This is a genomic window from Pseudoalteromonas luteoviolacea S2607, from assembly GCF_001625575.1.
Lineage (GTDB): Bacteria > Pseudomonadota > Gammaproteobacteria > Enterobacterales > Alteromonadaceae > Pseudoalteromonas > Pseudoalteromonas luteoviolacea_E.
The window spans coordinates 41402-63873 of record NZ_AUXV01000073.1; the positions used below are offsets into that span (position 1 = coordinate 41402).

At 43.3% G+C, this 22472-nt stretch carries 10 protein-coding genes; all 10 read left to right on the forward strand.

Features of this window, described 5'->3' with window-relative positions; all coding sequences use genetic code 11:
• Window positions 1-15: 15 nt before the first annotated feature.
• The 10 genes from N480_RS23690 (at window position 16) to N480_RS23735 (ending at window position 22323) form a co-directional block, all read left to right on the forward strand.
• Window positions 16-1086 (forward strand): hypothetical protein, encoded by a 1071-nt coding sequence (locus N480_RS23690; RefSeq protein WP_063374907.1) that lies wholly within the window; start codon window positions 16-18, stop codon window positions 1084-1086.
• A 33-nt stretch (window positions 1087-1119) separates the two neighbouring features.
• Entirely contained in the window at window positions 1120-1863 is a 744-nt protein-coding gene (locus N480_RS23695; RefSeq protein ID WP_063374908.1) for a hypothetical protein, read from the forward strand.
• Window positions 1853-4384, forward strand: a complete 2532-nt coding sequence (locus tag N480_RS23700; protein WP_063374909.1) for a hypothetical protein — start codon at window positions 1853-1855, stop codon at window positions 4382-4384. Before N480_RS23695 ends, N480_RS23700 begins: the two co-directional genes overlap by 11 nt.
• Before the next feature lie 4 nt (window positions 4385-4388).
• The gene (locus tag N480_RS23705; protein ID WP_063374910.1) at window positions 4389-5003 is read left to right on the forward strand and encodes a hypothetical protein; all 615 of its coding nucleotides are present in this window, start codon (window positions 4389-4391) and stop codon (window positions 5001-5003) included.
• Window positions 4996-5418 carry a hypothetical protein gene (locus tag N480_RS23710; RefSeq protein ID WP_063374911.1) on the forward strand — a complete coding sequence of 141 codons (423 nt, stop codon included), beginning with the start codon at window positions 4996-4998 and terminating at the stop codon, window positions 5416-5418. Before N480_RS23705 ends, N480_RS23710 begins: the two co-directional genes overlap by 8 nt.
• Window positions 5419-5421: 3 nt before the next feature.
• Entirely contained in the window at window positions 5422-6066 is a 645-nt protein-coding gene (locus N480_RS23715) for a hypothetical protein (RefSeq protein WP_063374912.1), read from the forward strand.
• A gap of 16 nt (window positions 6067-6082) precedes the next feature.
• Complete coding sequence (locus tag N480_RS23720) at window positions 6083-10483, forward strand: matrixin family metalloprotease (protein WP_063374913.1); 4401 nt, start codon at window positions 6083-6085, stop codon at window positions 10481-10483.
• A 7-nt stretch (window positions 10484-10490) separates the two neighbouring features.
• A complete protein-coding gene (locus N480_RS23725; protein ID WP_063374914.1) occupies window positions 10491-18650 on the forward strand; it encodes a thrombospondin type 3 repeat-containing protein in 8160 nt (2719 codons plus the stop codon).
• Between the two features lie 15 nt (window positions 18651-18665).
• Window positions 18666-19259 carry a hypothetical protein gene (locus N480_RS23730; RefSeq protein WP_063374915.1) on the forward strand — a complete coding sequence of 198 codons (594 nt, stop codon included), beginning with the start codon at window positions 18666-18668 and terminating at the stop codon, window positions 19257-19259.
• Window positions 19260-19512: 253 nt separating this feature from the next.
• Entirely contained in the window at window positions 19513-22323 is a 2811-nt protein-coding gene (locus N480_RS23735) for a bifunctional aconitate hydratase 2/2-methylisocitrate dehydratase (protein WP_081231984.1), read from the forward strand.
• The last annotated feature ends 149 nt before the right edge of the window (window positions 22324-22472 follow it).

Genomic DNA, 22472 nt, shown 5'->3' on the forward strand with positions numbered 1-22472 from the left:
ATAAAAGGTGTATTAATGGTTCTAAAGCAAAACATTGTCAATTTTAAGGTTAAAATAGTTCTGCTATTTACTTTATCTTTATTTAATTATTCAGCTAATGCATTATCTCTTGCTGATGTAAGCCGCATTACTCAGCAAGTTAATGCGCTCTCTTCACAACCAGATAAAGGACTTGATCAGATACCACAGCTCGTTACCCAGTTAAACGCGTTAGAAGCCGAATATCAAAATGAACGTTTAAAAGACAATGCTAATTTGGGCGAGCTTGAAAAAGTTAATACTGCGATCTTAAGCACAAAGCTTAGACTTTCTAACCATGTATACGAACAAAGGTTATATTCGGCTTTGCAAAACAGCATGATTGAGTTGGCATCCGAGACAAGCACTGCTGCAATCGCGCATAAAAGCTTTGCACTTAATATATTCATTGCAGGTCCATCATCACAGAGTAAACAGTACTTTACTCGCTATCTGAATGACGAGATGGCTGGCGGGTTCAAGCTGCGCGAAGCGATATTGTATTTCACCTTTCATCCAAATAATGATGTAGAGAAGCATATCAAATTGCTCGCCAGTGAAAAGGTACATCCAATTTTTAGAGGGCCAGCAAGTTGGGTGTTTGGTAAATTGAGTTCGAAAGATGACTCAGTGGCAATCGCGCAGTTAACACGTGCACTCAACCAATCTATTCTGGATAACTATGGCTTTGAAACCAAAATTTTAGGTGTTTTAGGTTTAGCTGAAGTGGCAAGCCTTGACTACTTTAAAGCGAATTTCACGAGCGTGGGTTTGGACAAAAACCTACAAAATCTGGGTGTTCGATACATTACTTTTAAAAGGGCCAATGCCGTTAAAAAACAAGCGCTAATAGTCAATACCTATGCCTCAGAAATGAATCAGTATGAACGCGCAGAGGCAATTGCTTTTATTTTAGAAAATAATCTAAAAGATGTTTTGAAGCAGCTAAAGTTGCTGGTTGACTCAGATAAAGGCCTAATTGTAGAGCAAGAGCTGTCAAAGGTAGCGAATATACTAGGCTATTCCATTTCGGGTAGTGCTGATAACCCTATAATTTCTATTAAATAAATGGGCTTAAGAGTTATTTAAAAGGTGTCAGTTATGTTTATGGCTTTGCGTATTTTCACATTGATATTGGTGTCATCACTGTTAGCCAGTTGTGACTTTTTAGATGACTCCTTTGGCTATCGAGGGCCTATTGAAATCACCATAAAAACCAGTGATGGCAGTAAACCGAATTTTCCTTTTGTCGTCACATCAGGCTACTCAGAAAGCTGCGGACATGGAGGGTGTGGTATTGAATTTGGATATAACCACGTCAAAACCGGATTCGCCGGAGATGCGATTAGATTTCCTAGAGAGCATCTTGATTTACTTCGCCCAAACGCATACGCAAGCATTACTTTTGTCGTTATGCACCCCAACTACAAAAAAGTCGTATTGAGTCAAGGCTATGCGCCGAGCAAAGCGGATGACCCAATAAAAGTGGACATTGTCGTGACGCCTTTCGAGACATTTATGGCGCAATGGAGCGACATAGCGGTAAAAGCAAAGCTCGACATGGCGCAAGCTGTACCAGACAGCGATGACTATGACAAATTAGAAATTCAATATCGTAACCGTCGATTTGAACTAGGGCGTTCAATTGTATCCCATATCCAAAGTGTAAAGCGAGACTATCTGGTTCAATTTGAGGGCGTTCTAAAACAAAAAATAATAGAGAAATATCGCCCTATTTTTAAGCAGTGGTACTTCAGTGTTCCCGAAACAGATTGTTGGAGTTCTGTTAAGTGTCAAAGACAAATACAAAAACCTAATCGAATAATGGAATATAATGGACTATAACGTACCTACCACTATAAAAAAGATCATCTTAGTCTCGGCAATTGTCTCTAGTGATTGGTGTTCAGCGCATGACACCAATACGAGTCACCCACGAATTACAGAGGTGATTATCAAATCAATTGAAAGTCAGGACTTCGAGGTAAATGCATACCATCAGCTTTACCAACATCACCCGAAATATCGCACGGCGCAATATGGGAAAGCGCGCTATACAGTTCCTCTAGATTCATCTTACCCTTATTTATGGGGTTATGACCCGTCATTCGATGACAAGGATCAAAAGGCGATTGATGAAGATGATGATGCTCCAAACTACAAAGCGTTTAGAAAGCTAAGTCTCAATGTGATTGATGGGGTTGTGATGGAGGATACGCCAGACAGCAGAGTAATGTCTCACTTTCAACATGCTTATACGGGCTCTCCATTGTCAATCGATGACTGGTTGGACTCTATTACATATTATGTCGATTGGATTTATGGGACCGTTGAGCCCAGTGAGATTACAGCGGGGCGGTTTTTTAATAAAGCCATTACAACAATGGGCTATATAAACAGCATAACTGATTTAAGAGAAGCGCAACCAGACAAAAGTTGGACTTTGGAACAGCATGGCCGAGAGCTGAGTGGCGCCAAAGCGATGTGGTTATTTGGTCATGCTTTACACCACGCAGAAGATATGATGTCTATTGCTCATGTGCACAATGATGCACATTTAACTCGGTTAAAAGACCAGCTAGGGGAGCCAGATGATTACGAGGCACATTTTATTCCAAGTAAAATATATGAGTTTATAAATAGGCAAGATATAGACAAGTGGTTTGTTGAAGTAGCAAAGCACAAATTAATTACTTCAGCGGACCAAATTTGGTCGCGTAAGACAAGTCCTCAAGGTTATTCGCAGCTCAACACGCTGACTGACCCTAATAATATGTCCAGAGGCATTTACAACACGGCATTATTTCAAGCGGACTTGTCTCATGAGGTCGAGCTGGTTGAGATGAAAGATACGAGATTGTTTGCCCACCCGGTATCTCTACTGATTACGAATGATGTAAAAACTTGGAATATTGATGTAGAAGCAACGAAAGCGGCTTATCGTGCGGCTAATAAGCTATGTGGCAAGGGTGAGCTAAGCAAAATGTTCTACTTCGGAGCGCTTTCTGACTTTGATAGCGATTTGGGCCCAAAGATAGATGCATGTGGTTTAAAGCTCAATGTTTGGTCCAGAACTTCGCTGCCACAATATGAGATTATGCATGCTGCTGCAGATACCTTTGGAGATAGGGGAGACTTCAATGTTCATGAGTTTAAACTCGCCGGAAAGATAAATAGTATGTTCGCCGAATGGTGGGAAGCCAGCGCGTTTGGTGGACCGCAGGGGTATTACTATATAGAACAAACAATGAAAGGTGTGACCTATGAAGGAGAGGTTGCTGGGCGTCAGATATCGCCCGGAGAGGTTTTACTGAGACCGGTTTATATAAGACAAGATATTACCAAGCCATTTTCAGCCTCAAACCCATTGATAAAAACATGCGATCTTTGGTCAAAGCAGGAGTTAAGGTGTTTTCGAGGTGATAGCCTTTTGGAACGTTATGCAGAAAAGCTCATCCCGTATTCCATGGAGTTTTTAGTCGGTTATAGCCAGTTTTTTTATGACATTGCTAACTTGCCACCTTATTTGCAGCAGGTTGAGGTTATTCAACAAGAGCGTAAAAGCTATGGTATGAGGTGGTTAGGTGAAGTCAAATCAGATGGGCGTATAGAAATGACGGATGAGCGAGGCCAAGGTCGCCATAGCACAGAGTATTTCAGCTATATCTCTGGGCGTTACAAGGCGCAGACAATTCCGCACTTGAGCTTCATGACTCAAGAACAGGATTTAACTGTGCAGCTCAAGTTTAACGAAGTGGTTAGACATCCGCAGTTGAAAGACAGTGCATTTTCACTTGGCCTGTCATTCAATGGCAATGAGGCTGTTTTTGACAACAACGATTTATCGTTTTCGATATTACCTTCAGATACTTACAAAGGATGCCAGATACTTGGTGAAGAAGGCAGTGAGACGAGCAATTGCTGGCGAGTGCGGGTGCCCGCGAATGCGCTTAAAAGCCTGTTCAGTGATGACTTAAATGGCCGCGTTACACTGCTGGTGAAAGCCGCAGATATAAATAATCATAGAGATTCGAAAGGCTTTCCAAGCAATGATTTAAATCACGGTGCACTACTGGACGCGACCCCGCAATCTCCAGCAAGGCGTTATGTGACTCGGTCAGGCCCAGAATTCACAATTTTTGATGATGGCAAAAATAAGTTTACCTCTCGAGAAAACCGCTACTTTTGGCACTCTGACACATCGAGCCCGGGTGACATGTTTGGTTTGAGCAGTGAGGAAAAAGGCGCATTTGCATATCACCCAGGTTTTGACAAAAACCATGTTTTGCTGTTCGACAGCAGTGCACCTGAAATCAGATTAGATGTTTCACAGGGCTCAACAACACCAGAGAAAAAGGAGTTATAAGCCGATGTATTTACGCATTTGGTTAGTACTACTGATATTTATCAGCAGTTACAAGGCTGGGGCCATTGATCTTACTCAGCAGATACGCGCTGCTGACAATGTGGTGCAAGGTCGAGTTATGTCGAAAAGCAGTGAGTGGGTCGACGGTAAGATTGTTACACGCCATCGCATTTTGGTGAGAGATGATTTAGTTGCAAGTACCTATGGGATAGCTGGGAAAAGCGAATTATATATCGTCCAAGCGGGTGGTAGTGCCATGCACCCGACGTTAAATGTCATGATATCTCAGTCTATTTCACATCAAGTTAAATTAAATGTGGCAGATGAAGCGATATTCTTCACCCGTAATACGGTCTCTGGTGCGCAGCAATTAGTCAGTGGCGCAGATTCGGTGCTACGCCTAAGTGGCATTGGCACAAATAAAGTGACTTTGCCAGCTTTAAAGCAACTGAAAGTTGTACCACCTCACGAAATAGATGTGCAAGCACAACAGCCATCTGTTGCTAATTCCAGCAAAGCTGTGCTTCAGCAAGAAGCGTTAACATTACCCAATGCTAAAAAGCGTATCTGGCAATTGATTAAACAGACTAGAGTAAAGGGAGAAAAGGGCAATGTATAAGCTTATTGTTGTTTTATTACTCACACTTATTGGTATAAAAGCCGCCAAAGCCGTACAGCAGCCGAGCGAAGTGCATGCATTGGATGTCTTGATGCAAACTCAAACGACCGAAGCTCAGCAAACACACCTCTTGCCAATGCAGTCTGTGCCAACAGTGAAAACTAAAGTGCCTGCACAAAACAAAGTAAACCGCGCTGAACCCTCTTCAAAAGAGATCCACCTGAACAATAAAAAGATAAAAAAAGTGAATCTAACGAATAAATTTATTGTTAAGCGTATTAACCCGCAGTCAATTGCATATGGTGCAACCGGTTTACCGAGCTTAAAGCGCCAGTCACAGGTTGTTATTAAAGACAAATCAGTCGAGGGGGCGCGCAAAGGCGTGCACGTTGAGTCTGATAAGGAAGGCAACTAAGACATGGAAAAAGTGAGAGTATTGTTTGCGACAATTCTGTCGTTTATCGTGGGAACGGCGCAGGCAGAGTATTTACAGTTTAATACGACTGCGCAAACGAGTGAGATATATTTAAAAACGGCTTTGTCTTTTGAAGGTAGTAAATTGTCTAGTAGGCATCTGCACTTAGGGGTAAAGCAAGCAAATATTGACTCACATATCGCTGAGCTTGCCAACCATGGCATTGAGATTAACTTGCCCAGCCTCGAACAAATGCAATTGAGCGCATCTTTGTCTTATTTGAAAGTGAATAACACAACTTCTGTAGATGGATTGCACTTTTTAGCGGTCCCAGATATTGCAAAGTTTCCACTTGCGGTGAAGGCGCAGTCAAAACACAGCGTGTTTCACCTGTCTAATTTTGCATTGCTTGTACCGGTGCAAGCGCTTGATGGCGCACTTGCCATTACCAGTGTTTGGGACCCCAATTACTCAGCGGCAAATATGACTTTGCAATTAGCTCACTTAAATAGCGTGGCGGACAATAACTACGTACTGAACACGTTATGCGAAATTACCTTACCTCAAAAAGTAGGGGTTTCTTTGTTTAAACACACATCACAAGGGCATCTTAAGCAGCTTGCTGTGAGCCACAACTGTATTAACTAATAAAAAGACCAACTTCATGAAAATTGCAAATTGGATTTGCCGACTTTGTACGTTGGCAGCATTTCCTGTGCTTGCTGGTAGCCCTCAGTGGATAATCAACGAGTCAAATCAGATGGTTCCGCTGCGCTGGCACCAAGATCTTTTACCTTATCAATGGCACCTGAACGAAGCGGGGTACGCAGCGGTTGAGTTTGCGACCTTAGAGCAGAGGTTACAGCAAGCTTTTTCGGCTTGGCAGTCACTACCTGACAGCAACGTTGAATTTGTGTATCGAGGCACCACTTTAGAAACTGGTAGAGGATTGGGAAGCCGCTTGAGTCCATTTATAGATGGCATCAATATCGTGTCATTTAGTAATGGCGAGATGGAGTTTGCTCAAGACGTTCTGGCTGTTTGCGCAACAAGTTGGTTTTATAGTGATATTGTCATCAATGAAGACAATCACGATTTAGATGGTGATGGCAATGGAGATATTCCCCACGGTGTATACCCTGCCGGAACGATTTTTGACGCCGATATTTTCTTTGACGGCGCGAAGGCGTTTTCAGAGCAAAAAATTCATAACGTTGCCCTGCATGAGATAGGGCACTGTTTAGGCTTAGATCACAGCTCTTTTGAATACAGTGTTATGTACCCTGGTAGCGATAACGATCTCGAGCGTGGCGCAAAGCTGAAAACGGATGATATCGCAACGCTGACAAGTTACATGGGAGATGACGATTCGAAGCAGCGCTATGGCACCATTCAGGGAAAGGTCGTAGATGGTGTATCTGGTAATACAATTAATGGTGCTCACATCTATGCAATTAACAGCGAGACCTTAGAAAAAGTAGTAGGTACTTACAGCGTTAACGGTGGCGGATACCGTTTACATGTGCCGCTTGGCAAGTATTTCTTAAAGATAGAACCACTGGATGCATCCCACGCAGGGCTCGAAGCTGAACAACTCACCAGTATGATAGGTGTACCAGACTCAACTTTTTTTGAAAGAGAGTATTTTGATGCTGCGGAGTCCTCCTATGAAGCTCGGACCGAAGAGCCTAAGTTATTTGAAGTGACTCCAGGTTCACAAACTGAAAACATCGATTTTTATATTAATAAAAAGGTGGCCAGTGAATTTGGTTTTGCCTTAAAAAAAGGTTTGAACTATTTTGGTTATCCGCAAAAAGTACCATTTGGCCTCACGTCTCATGATTTGTTGCGACAACTATCTGAATTTATTGGTGTGAATCGTATTGAGCGATTTAACCGTGAAACGGGAGGTTTTGAGTTTGCCTTTATGCTGGATGGCAAACCTCAGGGTATTCAATTTGATATTCAAGAGGGAGAAGGATATCTGGTTAGCAGTGAAACGGATGGTGAGTTGCTGTTTCCTGGTGAAACCCACTGCCATGCATTTGAACTGCGAAAGGGCTTAAACCTAGTCTCGGTCACTTGTCCACCAGCCAATTTCGACTCTTATCAATTTTTAAGTACATTAGGTCCCAAGACTAAAGTAGAAAGTATTCGCTACTATGATGCTTCAACTAAAACGCATCTTGAAACTCGTTATCAAGACACACAAGTCATTGGCGATAAATTTGATATTTCTCACGGTATGGCCATTGAAGTTAGGATGCTTATGGACAGTGGCGTTTTCGAGCTGTCAAAAAAGGAAGTCGCGGCACCAATTATCAACCATATTTCGCCAGGCGTGGCGTTGCCTAATGATTATGTGTTGATATCTGGCCAAGGGTTCATTGCTGATGTCGGTAAAAATGTTGTGCTGTTGGGCGAGCAACGTCTCGCCGTACAAAGTGCATCGCACAATACGTTACTAGCTCAATTACCGGGCGATATAGCGAAGGGAGATTACCAGCTTAGTGTAACAAGCAACGAGTTAACAAGTAATGAAGTAACGCTGGTTGTCGAAAATCAGCATATTAATGAAGCGTCGGAAGGCGCAAACCAACTTCTTTCAGGTATGAAAGTCAATGGCGTAATCCAGACACTTGGCGAGCAAGATGTGTACACTTTCGTTGCGCTGGCAGGCTCGAAACTGAACTTACAGTTGACACCTGTAGACAGCGAACCAAAGTTAAGCTTGCAGCTGATGACGCCAAAAGGCGGGTTGCTACTCAAGCGCGATGCCAACACCCCAGCAAGTACAGTGAGTGTGCAAAACTTTACGCTGCAAGAAACGGGTATTTATACCATCGTCGTATCAGCGCAAACCATTGGTAACTATCAACTGAGTTTTGATATTGATGCCCCGCAAGGCGCTGCCCGAACCTCTATTTTACAAGGTGATTTGCAAACGGCGGTAAGAGGCACTGAGCTCCAGCAACCAATATTGCTATTACTAACAGACAAACGCGGACAGCCGGTTGCTAACGCAGATGTGGTTATCTCTCAAAAAGCCCCTTCGTCACAGTTAAGTGCCGTGCTTACGCGTGATGGCGTTGCTGCAAGTTCTCACCATGCATTACGTGCGAGTGATTTTTCGGGTGATGTCTATCTTGAAACGCTTAAGTCGGACAACTACGGGATGGTAGCTGTGAACGCGGTAGTTCCTGATTTGGTTGAAAACTTCCAGTTGTTGATTAGTGTTCCAGGTTTTCCAGAGATAAAGCCTGTGCTGATGCATGTCAAAGTCATCAGCGCGCCTGTCGCTAAGGTCTTAATTGATAAAACAGAGCAAAACTGTGGCAGCCTCTGCCCAGTTGGTGCGGAGCTACCGGAGCCGTGGCAAGCAACTTTTCAAGATGCAGACGGTAATGGCATCGAAGGGGTGCCCGTTGAGTGGATTGTCGTTTCAGGTGGTGGGAAACTTGGCGTTGAGTCAGGGAGCACAGATAAAAAGGTTATTCGAACAGAAACTGATGCACAAGGTCAGGTAAAGGTCTATCACAAACTGGGTGAAAAGCTGCATTTAAACGACGATGCCAGTGACCTGTCACAACCTTTGGTTGCAATACCTCAAGTCGTGATGATGTCAGTTCCAGGTCAATCGGCGCCTGTTGTTTACACAGCAGACGCAAGGGCTGGATCAGTTGCGAGTCTAACGCCAAGTCGAATGTCCGAGTTTCAGGTCACATTGCTGACGGTGAATTACAACAGAGTGGGCCTGATAGCAAAAGATGAGTTTGGAAACCCTGTGGCTGATGCTGAAATTAAAGTGGTATCACCAAAGTCAGATTCGGGTATCGAAATATTGCCCGGTCGGATTAATGGGGCTCAATTGAGTGACAACCACACTGATGAACGAGGCATTTGGCTGGGCTCTGTGAGTGTAGGTAATGTGATCCCGACAATCGATGAATTTGGTCAAAGAGATACACCAGGGCTTGCACAAACATACAAACTTGTTTTACAAGTCGGCTCACACACGATTGAGTTTGACCTAGATATTGATATGGGACCAAGGCTGGTGGCTGAGAAGTCAATCATCAATGAATTAGTTGGCCAGCCAGTCAAAGAAGCGCTGTTATTTAAACCACATGCATTCACTCGAGATCTGACTAAGTTACCAGTGACTTCTGACAAAGTATTGTGGGCAGATGTCTATGAGCTTATTGAGGATGGTACGGTTGAGGGCTATCACTGGCAAGGCCCCCAAGCCATGTATGTATACAATGATATCAACCGCATACAAGACTTTTCTCAAATTGTGCCTACGGGCCAAAAAGCAGAGGAGATATTCTTTAGTGTTTTAAATCAAGAAGAAATCGGCACTGAAATCGAAGCAGTTGATAGTCGATTAGTATGTACGGAAAATACCAGTAACTTAAGATGCCGAGCACCGCTATACACGCGTTCATACATGCACAGAGCGGGTGCCGTGAAAGTCACCAGTGTGGGTGATTACAATCCTAGAAAACCGATAATTGTCAAGGCTTTGGTGCCAAGTTACACGCATGGCGTAGCGGTTGGTGCATCTCAGGAGAGGCCTGGCATTGGTACTTGGATAGATGTGGTCTATGAGCGCACGGTCCAAAACCTAACTGGTTATGTGTATCTTTATCCAGAAGCTGTGAGTTTATCCTTTGTGGCGGAAGATGTTTTCTCTGGAGCTAACCAAGATACAAGCATTTACCCAGGGATTAAAAAAGTGAGTGGTATCGACTTGTCCAAGTTAGAAATTACGATGCCAAATGGGGATGTTGTAAACGGTACTAATTTAAAAGACACCATCAAGCTGGCACAAGCGCCTAATTTTGCACAAATCTGGCTAGAACATCACAAAATAGCAGAAGTGAATGATGCAGTACTCGAAACGAGTCCTCAGCATTTCCAATTAATTTACGAGCCAAAAGCATCCGAACTTCAACCAGGTAGCAATACCTTTACGCTAAGCATTTCTGATTCAGCTGGTAATGCAACGCAAGAAGTAAGCTGTTCATTTATTTACCCCACATCGATTCAATGTCAGGAGTAGGGATACGATGAGATTCAAGTTATTAGCTGCGATAGTTTTATATTGGTTGCTATTTTCAGTTGTATCTGCAGCTGAGTTAATTAAGTCGAGTGTTAGAATATCTGATGTCAGCACGCGATCTTTTATTGTTGCTTGGTCAGCGCCTAGTGATACGCAGGGCACAGTGCACGTGTATTTGGACCCAAAAGGCGAAGTGCCTTATGACCACGCACATAACGTTCGCCAATTCATCTATGCTGACAACGAACACATCAAACAAGTTATGCAAGCGCAGGGACTGTTTAGAACTCGGGTTCATGGTTTAGCGCCAGATACACATTATTATTTTCGTATTCAACAAGAAAATACTGATGGCACGAGCCAGAGTTTGCCTCAAAATGGGCCTCTTTTTCATGTAAAAACAATGGCACGAGAAAACGTCGTATTAAATGATACGTTAGCGGCGTATATAGAAAGAAAAAGTGAACAAAGCTCACAAGGCAGCTTAGTTTATTTTCAATTTCCAGAAGGGGCCTACCCTTTATCCCATATTGTGGGTGACTCATTACCAGAAAATATGGCAGCGGTAAGCTTGTCAAATGTCGCCAATAACGAACAGCATATTCAGTTGCTTCAAAGCAATGTAAAGATCAAGGGACATACCGCCAGTGGTCTGTCTAACGAATCATATACACTAGCAGAAAACTCACAGGTTGGGCGATTACAGGTTATTCCTTACCCATTGTTTATTAATGAAGTCAAAGATACCGACTCAGATGGTATTCCAGATTGGTATGAACTGGAAAACGGTTTGAATATGCACGTCGATGATGCAGCATTAGATTTGGACAAAGATGGCTTATCCAACTACGAAGAGTATACGTTGGGAACAAAATCGAATTCGTCAGACACCGATGGCGATGGACTGAGTGACTATCAAGAGGTAAAGGTTGCTGGCGTTTCTGCAACAAGTGCCGATACAGATAACGACGGCTTGTCTGATTATGAAGAACTTTCTGTGTATAAAACGGATGCATTATCAGCGGATACTGATGGAGATGGTTTCTCTGATTCGGATGAAATTAAACAAGGGTTTGATCCAAAAAATGCCCAAGAGCACCCCCCTTACACGGATGCTGACAATGATGGTGTTGCTGACCGTGTAGACAATTGCCCCGCACTTGCTAACTCAGATCAGCGAAATTCTGATGATGATGCACTAGGAGATGCATGTGACGATGATGATGACAATGACGGTATAAAGGATTACAAAGATAATGCGCCTTTGATAGCAAACCCTGAGCAAACGGACAGTGACGCGGACTTAGTGGGGGACATTGTTGATAACTGCCCTCTGCATGCTAATCCGCATCAAAATGACAATGACTTAGACGGTTTGGGCGATGAATGTGATACGGACGATGATAATGACACCGTATTAGATTACAAACAGTTAGGTGAACCATCAGACAGCGCATTACGCTTATATGATTTACGTAGCGTGAAAAGTAACAATCTTCGTTTCGCTAAAAATGCCAAGGCTAAGCTGCACTTTGTAAAACAATCGCTGAGCGATAACCAGCAGTTTTTGCTTGGTGAGTTTGATTTAAGTCTCCACAAATATAAAACATACCCACTTACGCCGGAGCAACAAGCGGTACAAGGTCAGTTATTGGTGGTGTTAGATGCTGATAATTGTGAATGTGTGATTGTGAATCAGCCCTATAGTCAGCTTACCATAGAAACATCAGAGCAGACTTTAGCAATTCGACTGCCGAGTCATATACCGACTCAAGGCAAAGTTTTATTTATGACCGCGTCGGATGGCTCAGCGTATTCAGCTTATAGTTCATCGGATCATACTAAGCTGCTTAATCTGTTACTCGCGGGTAGTGCTTTTGTGGCCGATGATAATTGCCAGTTTACCCCCAACCTTGATCAACTTGACAGTGACTCAGACGGTAAAGGTGACGCGTGCGATATATCGCCACAAGACTTAGACGGCGATGGCATTTTAAATGTGAGTGATAACTGTCCAGAAATTCATAATGAAGACCAACATAATATCGATGGTGATGAGTTTGGCGATGCATGTGATAGTGATATGGATGGCGATGGCATAGACAATGACATCGAAATAAATACGTTATTTACCGACCCTAAAAACCCCTATTCTTGGTCGAACACAATAACAGATGGCGAAGCCGATTTTGACAATGACGGTGTTAGCAACGCACAAGAGTTGGTACAAGGTAGCGACGCATTAATACCCAATATTCGTTTGGTGAGAGGAAATAACTACGTCTATTTCCCTGTTGAGTTATTACAGCAAGCGAAGGTGTCGGGGCTAAGTCATGTATTACGTGAGCATGGTGATGTGAGCCGAATTGCCACTATTGATATATCAGGAAATATCGAAAAAGAGTATTCCTTTGATGGAGAAAAGTGGGCAGGTGAGGACTTTAATCTCACTATGCATCAGGCGTTAGTCGTGCAAAGTACCAACCAAGCCTTGATTGAAACCACCAAAGATAATATCTGTCGCCCTGTTGACCTCAAAGCTGGGGTAAATTTTACAGCCTTACCTTGTAGCACAGCGACTGCTACAGCTTTTGAGTTTTTAAAAGAGTATGGGCCAGATAAAGTTAAATCGATCACGTCTATCAATACTGAAACTGGATTACATCAAACCGCATTATTTGTTGATGATGAACCTGCTGGTGAAGATTTCTTCTTAGCTGTGACGGAAGGTTATCAAGTAGAGGTTATATCGCCATTCACGACCAAGTCGCATCAGGTAAGTAAGCATGGTGTCAGTATTAACAACCTTGATCAATTGCAGGTCGTTTCTACTTCTTCAGTTGAGGTGAGTGGCTATATAGATACCCTGTCAGGGCTTGTGATGATTAACGGAGAAGCCGTTGAAGTGGTGAATGGTCGCTTCAGCTTGCAAGACTTCACCTTACAAGAAGGTGAAAATAGGGTGGTTATCTCAGGGCGAGATCAAAATGGTTTACCGATTTTCTTTGAGTTTACAATAAAGTATGCAGAGCCACCCCGTATTTCATTGGCATCTCACCAACAAGACCAATTGGTTTTTGCAAAAGCCGTGACAATTGCAGGACGATACGATAATGCGACGAGTATTACGGTTAATGAGGTACCTGCGAACTTACAAGGAGAGTACTTTGCTGCATATCCAATTGAACTTAAAGCAGGTGACAATACCATTAAAATAGTGGCCACTGGCAAATACGGTGTGCGTTCAGAGCAAGTGATTTCGCTTCGTAGCCAACCTCGTTCTGTGACGCTGCCCGCGGCGACGAATGTGGACCTCGATCTACTTCAGTCGGTCATGTTTGACAGAGTTAAAGAGGCGAAAACTCCGTCTCATGTGACTTTTTATGGTAAAGACCAGACACTAAAGGGTGAATATTCTTCATGGAACAGCATCTACCCAGATATGCAAAAGGTTGGATATTTGGTTTCGTTTAGACACGTGATTTCAGAGAATGTACCTGGTGTGCGTATTAGTTTTAACACGACCAGCGTGGACCCTAAATATGGTTCTGAACAGTTTGGTGTGCCTATCGAAGTTAACAATGCGTTCGGCACTTTAAAGTACATAGAAGAAACATGGCTAAATCTAACCACCATAAGAGTAGGTGGCGGTGCTGTGATGGTAGTGACTTCTCATCAAGATGGTGACGATGTCTCTTCTTCGAACACACGGTTCCAAGGCTATGTTATTGAAGCTGAATCATTAATTTATCAGGGAGTCAACGTGCCCCTTGACGATGGGTATTTTGATATTCCAATCACCTTGGAAGCGGGCCGTAACTACTTAGAATTTGAATTGATCCGCCAAGGGAATCGCAGTAAAGAAACGTACAGGCTCGACTATTATCCTCAAAACAGTGTGGACATTAAAGTAACCTCACATGGTCATAATCAGCACGTGTCTGGCAATGAAATCTTTTTGCAAGGGGTGATTTCAGAAGAGGGTGCTGTCGTAAAGGTAAATGGTAAAAACGCGGTGTTGAATGGGAAGCAGTTCTCGATAACCTTGCCAATTACCGAAGGAGAAAACTGGCTGACAGTAGTGGCGCAACATCAAGGACATAGCACGTACTACAAGTTAAAAGTTCATCAAAACGATATCACGGCTCGCTACACCAACTTGATTGATAGAGCGCGTTTATTTACAAATTGGCCAACGATTAAAATTGCGACAAATGGTGAATTGAAACGTGCCAGAGTTAACAATGGCCGCTGGATATATGCCGATGGTGAAAGCGATGTTTCTATTGCTGTTGAGGTTGACAGTGAGTTAAAAGAGGGCCGCAATGTACTTACTACGGAATTGGAGTTCACCGATGGGCGAATTCAGAAATTACTTGGCATTGCGCATTATGAGAAGCGAACTCTGAAGCTTAAGGTCCTACAACCAGACTCGGTTCGCGCTTCTTTCACGATGGACAATGCGCTATTCAATAAGGCAAAAACATTTAGATTTGACCTCGGCTGGGTGCGCAGCACAAGGCGGGGGCTGTTTCAGGCACCTGTACCGAATGGCGCGTCTTCCCGCTATGGTGCATATGGCCACATCAGCAATGGTAGAATCGTTGAAGATCTTGGCGTCGATGAGCTTAACCGTCGCACAGTCATTTTGGAGTTTGAATACGAAATATTCCAACGTTTGGTTGATGTGGGAGATGTCTCAGACGTCGCAAATCCCATTAGTGCCTTTGATGAACAAGACAAGGAGCTACACAATCAAAAGTTCAACTATTTTGCGCAATATGTAGACATCTCAGAGCAACCTAAAGTTTATATCTGGAACCATGCTGAGCAGGGGAAAGTATATTCTACAAGCACGTCGGTTGTGGCAAGTGTTGCCAATTTTATCCCCTCAAACGCAAAGCTTAATGGTCGAGGTATCAGGGTACAACGAAGCACATTAAATAATGGATTCAATGAGTATCTACTGTTATCTGGGCGTGTGGATGCTTCAGAAAAACAGTACAAGCTAGAGGTCTTTAACGCAAATGGGGAGTCGATTAGTAAAGAGTTTAGGCTGGAATATACGCCATTTGTTTATACGTTAGCACCGGGCGAAGCCTTTAATAATAACTATTTAGATGAAATTATCACGTACTATGATCCGGGGCATGTATGGTCAGAGGCGAGAATCAACAAAAATAATGACACAGTTAACATGTCATCGTTTATTCAAACAATGTCAGGACAAGTTAACAACGACGGCATTTTTATTGGTGATGTACGTTATGGTGTAGAAACCAACGCTGGTGGAGCAACGGTCGGTGCACAACGTATACACCACTACCTAAATGTGCCGGATAATCAGTCAGTGATACAGCACGACAGGCGCTATATTAGCTTTGTTGATGTGTTAGCAAATACGCAAGCGGCACCGGAGATTGAGGTTATTTCACCGCGGCCAAATAGCGAAACGTATTACCCCGTGGTTGACGTACAAGTGAAAACACCAAATGACCACTTTGCAAAGGTGTATATCAATGGCGTGCTTGCAGAACAAAGTTATAGCGCATTAGCAGTAAGTTATGATGTAGAAACTTATCAATATGTAAAAATGCCTCTTCAACTTGGCGAAAATCAAGTGTCAATCAAAGCGCATTCAACACTCAATGACCAAGTGTCTGAGCGCACCTACCGATTTACTCGTAAAGCTATGCCGTTGCCTGTGTTCACAGTAACCAGCCCCCGCCAAAGTGAGGTATTCAAAATTTATCGTGCAGGTGACAAGAACATCGTAATCGAAGGGACGATTGATCAAAGTATTCCCGTGAATGAGTTAACCATAGATGGTAAACCTGTATCTCAAATGAGTAGTGGCCAGTTTTTCCATCATGCTGATTACTCGCAAGGGGAGCATCAAATCGTAATAAGTGCTCGTAATGATGCTGGTAAAACAGAAAAAGTTATACGGTTCTCAATTGAGTATGGAAGCCCTAACCTGACGATTGAGATGCCAGAGTCTCTAAATCAAACCACCACCAATGATTATGTCTTTATCATGGGTTCTGTGGAAGACTTAACTGCGTCGGTGACAGTCAATGGCTCCTCTGTTCAAGTTGACCCTGAGTATGGCAATTTTAGATTGGAATATGCGCTCAATGAAGGCATGAATGTCATCGAAATCGTTGCTGAAAATGACTTTGGGAAAAGTCAAAAAACCCTCAATGTGAATCGTGTTGTAGCGACTAAGTCTCATATTTCTGTTGCTCGAGATGAATCAGTTGATAGCGAGTTTGATCTGGTCGCCACCGCTGAAGCAATTTCGCAAACATCAAGGTTTAGATTTAGAGAAGCACAAGAGGCGCCTTGGGGCGTGGAAGTCGATTTCAGATACAAAACAATGAAAGGGACGCCCAGAGATACGATTGTATTTATGTACAATGTGTGGGTGCGTGACTCGGTGCAACCGGGTGTTTACACCGTGCCTATGATTGTAGAATTGCTCAATTCTAGCGGGGAAGTGATCTACACTGGCCGAGTAGATATTGTGGTGTATGTTGAAGTGCCCCGATTAATCTTAGAGCTGGATAATCTAGCGCAAAATCAACAAATTCCTACAGTTCGATATACTGTCACGGGCTCAGTGAGTGACTCTGGCGCAACTCTGTGGTTCGATGGTTCCTTGGTCGCGCTAGATAGCCAAGGTCGGTTTGAGCATGAGTTACAATTAAATGAAGGGTATAACCAAATTGAGGTCATAGCGACAACACAGCATCAAGAGATTTCGCAAAAGTACCAAGTCAACGTTTTGGTTTCAGAATTGAGGTTATCCGTAACAAGCCCTGAGCAGGGGGAGACTCTGTCGAACAACACTGTCACATTTAGCGGGACGGTAAATGACCCTCTTGCAAACGTCACAATTAATGGTTTAGCGGCGCAAGTCTCTGCGCAAGGGCAATTTTCAAAGCAGTTGAACTTCTTTGAAGGCCAACATCAAGCGACGGTTCGAGCCGATAATGGCTATCAGGTTCAATCGCAAGTGATCAGCTTTGAAGTTTTACCACAGCCCTTAACTTTAACGGTATCAAGCCCTCAAGATGATAGCTCAAATGACGATGGGCGTGTCATGGTAGCGGGTCAAGTTTCTCACCCGACAGCAAAAGTCAAAGTCAATGGCCTTGGAGTTAGCGTGGATGATTCGGGGCATTTTTCGAAGAGGATTAATCTGTTTGCTGGCGAGCATTCTTTGCAAATAAGTGCGACCTATGGGGAGCAAAGCGTGAAGGAGTCTCGTTTAGTGCATGTGAGTTCAGCCACATCTGAAAATGTAGTAGAGGTACTAAAAGGCGGTGAAAGCGTGGTGAGAAGCCTCCATATCGACATGAATGAAGCTCAAATGTCGGCATTGAAATCATATACTTACGCATTGTCTAACGAGTATGCGGGCATCGACTTCAAAATGGTCAATGTTTACTGCTCGGGCAACGGTGGTGGTTTTGATTTTAAGTTTGAGGTCGCTGAGGATGTGACGGCTGATAGCTATGCAACCGATCTGTCTATCGTGATGAAAGATGGCGCTAATCAAGTTATTTCAACGCTTGTTACGCCAATGACAATCAAGGTGGTTGAAGAGTCTATTGGGTTGGTGGTGTTGACGCCTAAACCGAATGAAGTATTCAACTCAGAGCGTGTCATCGTCACGGGTCAGGTTGATAAGGCCGCTGCATCCGTTGCGGTAAATGGCAATGTTGTGAGTGTAAGTGCAGATGGCTCATTTACGACTGAGCTCACTTTGGCCAATGGTGTGCATTCGGTCATTGTAGAAGCGACATATGATACGCAGCGCGAAGCGGTTGAAGTACCCATAGAGGTTGATTCAAATGCTTCCGTTGAAGTTGTCAACCTAACAATAGGACAGAGCCAAACGATCGCCATTGATGTGAGCGCTGATAGCCAAGTTATGTCACAAGTGCGCAATTTATTCAGTCAATTCTCTCAAATGCCTGCGGGCTTGAGTATACAAACCAGCAATGCCAGCTTTGTCGATCAACATACATTACGTGTGAACTACGAGATCTCGGCTTCTAAAGTGATTTCAAGAGCAGACGTCGACTTCAACATTATTCTGCGTGATTCAGCACAAAGTGATGTGTTTGTGCATCCTGTGACTTTGAGGATTAACCCTTAGTGTTGGAGATTAACATTGCTTAGTTTTATCAAAAAACAGTGTCTTGTCGGCTTGGTCCTCGCAACGTTACTGGTGGTAATCGGGTTCGCCTTATTACGACCGGTAACCTTCAAGCTTACCTCATCGCAAGATTATCAAGGGTATTTGGTTCAAGTAGTGGATAAAGGTGGGAATACGATAGAGTCATATGTTGTAGACTCAACACTGGAGTTAAAATCTCACCGAGTATTACGTTGGATGATTGAAGGCACAACATTAAATGTGGTCCACCCATTAGTGCGAGCGAAAACCATTGTATTGACGCCAAGCATACTACTTAAAGGCATGAATAATCTAAACCTTAGCTGCTGGTGCGCAGACAAAACATACCCTGTTCAACAAGACTTATTGGTTGTCTATGCACATTTTGCCACATTGAAAACTGACTATATTCCCATTGTTGATGTTGCTATACGTACTAAGTCTGTCGAAGGACATAGCAAAGCACTCTACATGATGACGGCAGTAGCCAGTGCAAGGGAAGGGAATGCGCGTCGCCTTTCAAAGGTTGAGGCAAGAAAGATGCGAGCAGAGATAGGGGAAATTATTGCGCAATTGTACATAAATTGACTAATGAACTAAATGGCATATTGTTTTATATGACGAGACTAATATTAGTTTGGTAAATGGGAATTATTATCATATAAATGCTATTTATACCGCGCATTAACTTTATAAATTAGCGTAACGTAGTGAATCTAGTGTATTTTGCGGCCCAAATAAAAACTAAAAAGTGCTTTTTAGTTAAATGATTACGAGCGCTTTAAAATAGGGTAAAATAACCCTGTTTTTTCTATGCGTATTACTGCCTGACGAGGTTTATATGAGTTTGTATAATGAGTACTTGGATGAAATCCAGACCCGTAAAACGGAACAAGGACTAAATCCAAAACCAATTGATAGCGCAGAGCTATTATCTGAAATTATTGCCCAAATTAAAGACTCTGGGCACGAGCACCGCGAAGATTCTCTTAAATTCTTCATCTACAACACACTTCCAGGCACAACGAGCGCTGCTGGTGTTAAAGCACAATTCCTAAAAGAAATTATCCTAGGTGAAGAGACCGTTGCTGAAATCACTGCTGACTTCGCATTTGAGCTTCTTTCTCACATGAAGGGCGGTCCTTCAATCGCTGTGCTTCTAGATCTTGCACTTGGCAATGACGAAGCGGTTGCGAAGCAAGCTGCTGATGTACTTAAAACGCAGGTATTCTTATACGATGCTGATACTGCTCGTCTACAAGACGCATTCAAAGCAGGTAATGCAGTTGCTAAAGATATCCTAGAAAGCTACGCGAATGCTGAATTCTTCACGAAGCTTCCTGATGTTGCAGAAAAAATCGAAGTGGTTACGTTCATCGCGGGTGAAGGTGATATTTCTACTGACTTACTGTCTCCAGGTCACCAAGCACACTCACGTGCTGACCGTGAACTTCACGGTCAATGTATGATCACACCTGAAGCACAACAAGAAATCGTTGCGCTTAAAGAAAAGCACCCTAACGCGAAAGTGATGCTTATCGCAGAAAAAGGTACTATGGGTGTAGGTTCTTCACGTATGTCTGGTGTGAACAACGTAGCATTATGGGCCGGTACTCAAGCAAGCCCTTACGTTCCATTCATCAACATCGCACCTGTTGTTGCAGGTACAAATGGTATTGCGCCAATCTTCCTTACTACAGTTGATGTAACGGGTGGTATTGGTCTTGACCTTAAAAACTGGGTTAAGAAAGTAGACGCTGACGGCAATACAGTGACTGATGAAAATGGTGACCCAGTATTAGAAGAAGCATACTCAGTAGCGACTGGGACTGTGCTTACTATCGATACTAAAGCGAAAAAATTATTCAACGGCGAAGAAGAGCTTGCTGATATTTCTTCTGCATTCACGCCACAAAAAGTTGAGTTCATGAAGGCGGGCGGTTCTTACGCGGTCGTATTCGGTAAGAAGCTTCAAACGCTAGCGGCAGAAACACTAGGTGTTGAAGCACCAACGGTTTATGCACCTTCGAAAGAAATCTCACACGAAGGCCAAGGCCTGACGGCTGTTGAGAAAATCTTCAACCGTAACGCAGTTGGTGTTGCTTCTGACACGCCATTACATGCAGGCTCTAACGTTCGCGTTAAAGTTAACATTGTAGGTTCACAAGATACAACAGGTCCTATGACGTCGCAGGAGCTTGAAGCAATGGCTGCTTCAACGATTTCTCCACTTGTTGATGGCGCATACCAATCTGGTTGTCACACTGCATCTGTTTGGGATAAGAAAGCGCAAGCTAACATTCCAAAGCTAATGGCATTTATGAACAAGTTTGGCCTTATCACTGCACGTGACCCTAAGGGCATTTACCACTCAATGACTGACGTTATCCACAAGGTACTGAATGACATTACTGTGGATGACCGTGCTATTATCATCGGTGGTGACTCACATACTCGTATGTCTAAAGGCGTGGCGTTCGGTGCTGACTCAGGTACTGTTGCACTTGCACTTGCAACGGGTGAATCGGCTATGCCAATCCCTGACTCTGTAAAAGTGACCTTTAAAGGTAAAATGGCAGAGCATATGGACTTCCGTGACGTTGTACACGCAACTCAAGCACAAATGCTTAAGCAATTTGGCGGCGAGAACGTGTTCCAAGGTCGTATCATTGAAGTTCACATTGGTACTCTAATGGCTGACCAAGCGTTCACTTTCACTGACTGGACTGCAGAAATGAAGGCGAAAGCATCAATCTGTATTTCAAACGACGAAACGCTTATCAAGTCAATTGAACTGGCTAAGAGCCGCATCCAAATCATGATCAACAAGGGCATGGAAAACGAAGCGAAGACGCTTCAAGGCCTTATCGACCTTGCTGATGAGCGTATTGCAGGCGTTAAATCTGGAGAGCAACCAGCTCTAGCACCAGATGACAATGCTAAATACTACGCTGAAGTGGTTGTTGACCTTGACGAAATCGTTGAGCCGATGATTGCGGACCCTGATGTAAACAACGAAGATGTATCTAAGCGTTACACGCACGATGTAATTCGTCCTGTTTCATACTATAACGACAAGCCGGTTGATTTAGGTTTCGTTGGTTCTTGTATGGTTCATAAAGGTGACATGCAGATCATCGCGCAAATGCTTCGCAACCTTGAAAAGCAAAACGGTTCAATCGAATTTAATGCGCCTCTAGTCGTTGCGCCACCAACATACAACATTGTTGATGAGCTAAAAGCTGAAGGCGATTGGGAAATTCTAGCTAAGTACGCTGGTTTTGAGTTTGACGATGAAAAGCCGAAAACAGCTGCGCGTACTAAGTACGAAAACATCCTATATCTAGAGCGCCCTGGGTGTAACCTATGTATGGGTAACCAAGAAAAGGCAGAGCCTGGTGACACTGTAATCGCAACTTCAACGCGTCTATTCCAAGGCCGTGTTGTAGCTGATACATCAGAGAAGAAAGGTGAGTCTCTACTTGGTTCAACGCCGTTAGTTGTACTTTCAACTGTACTTGGCCGTTTCCCAACTATGGACGAGTATAAAGCTGCGGTTGAAGGCATTGACCTAACAGCATTCACTCCGCTTGAAGAAGAGCTAACGACTAAGTTTGGTTCTGAGCAAGCTGTACCGGTAAAAGTTGTTTAATCTGCGAAGATAAACAAATAAACACCAGAAAAAGCGCGTTTTATACGCGCTTTTTTATTGTCCACAAAATTAATTCCCAACTAACTAATTTTCTTTCCTATATTTACTTTGGTTTTTAGTAATATTCAATGAGTAAGTAGCCACTTTCT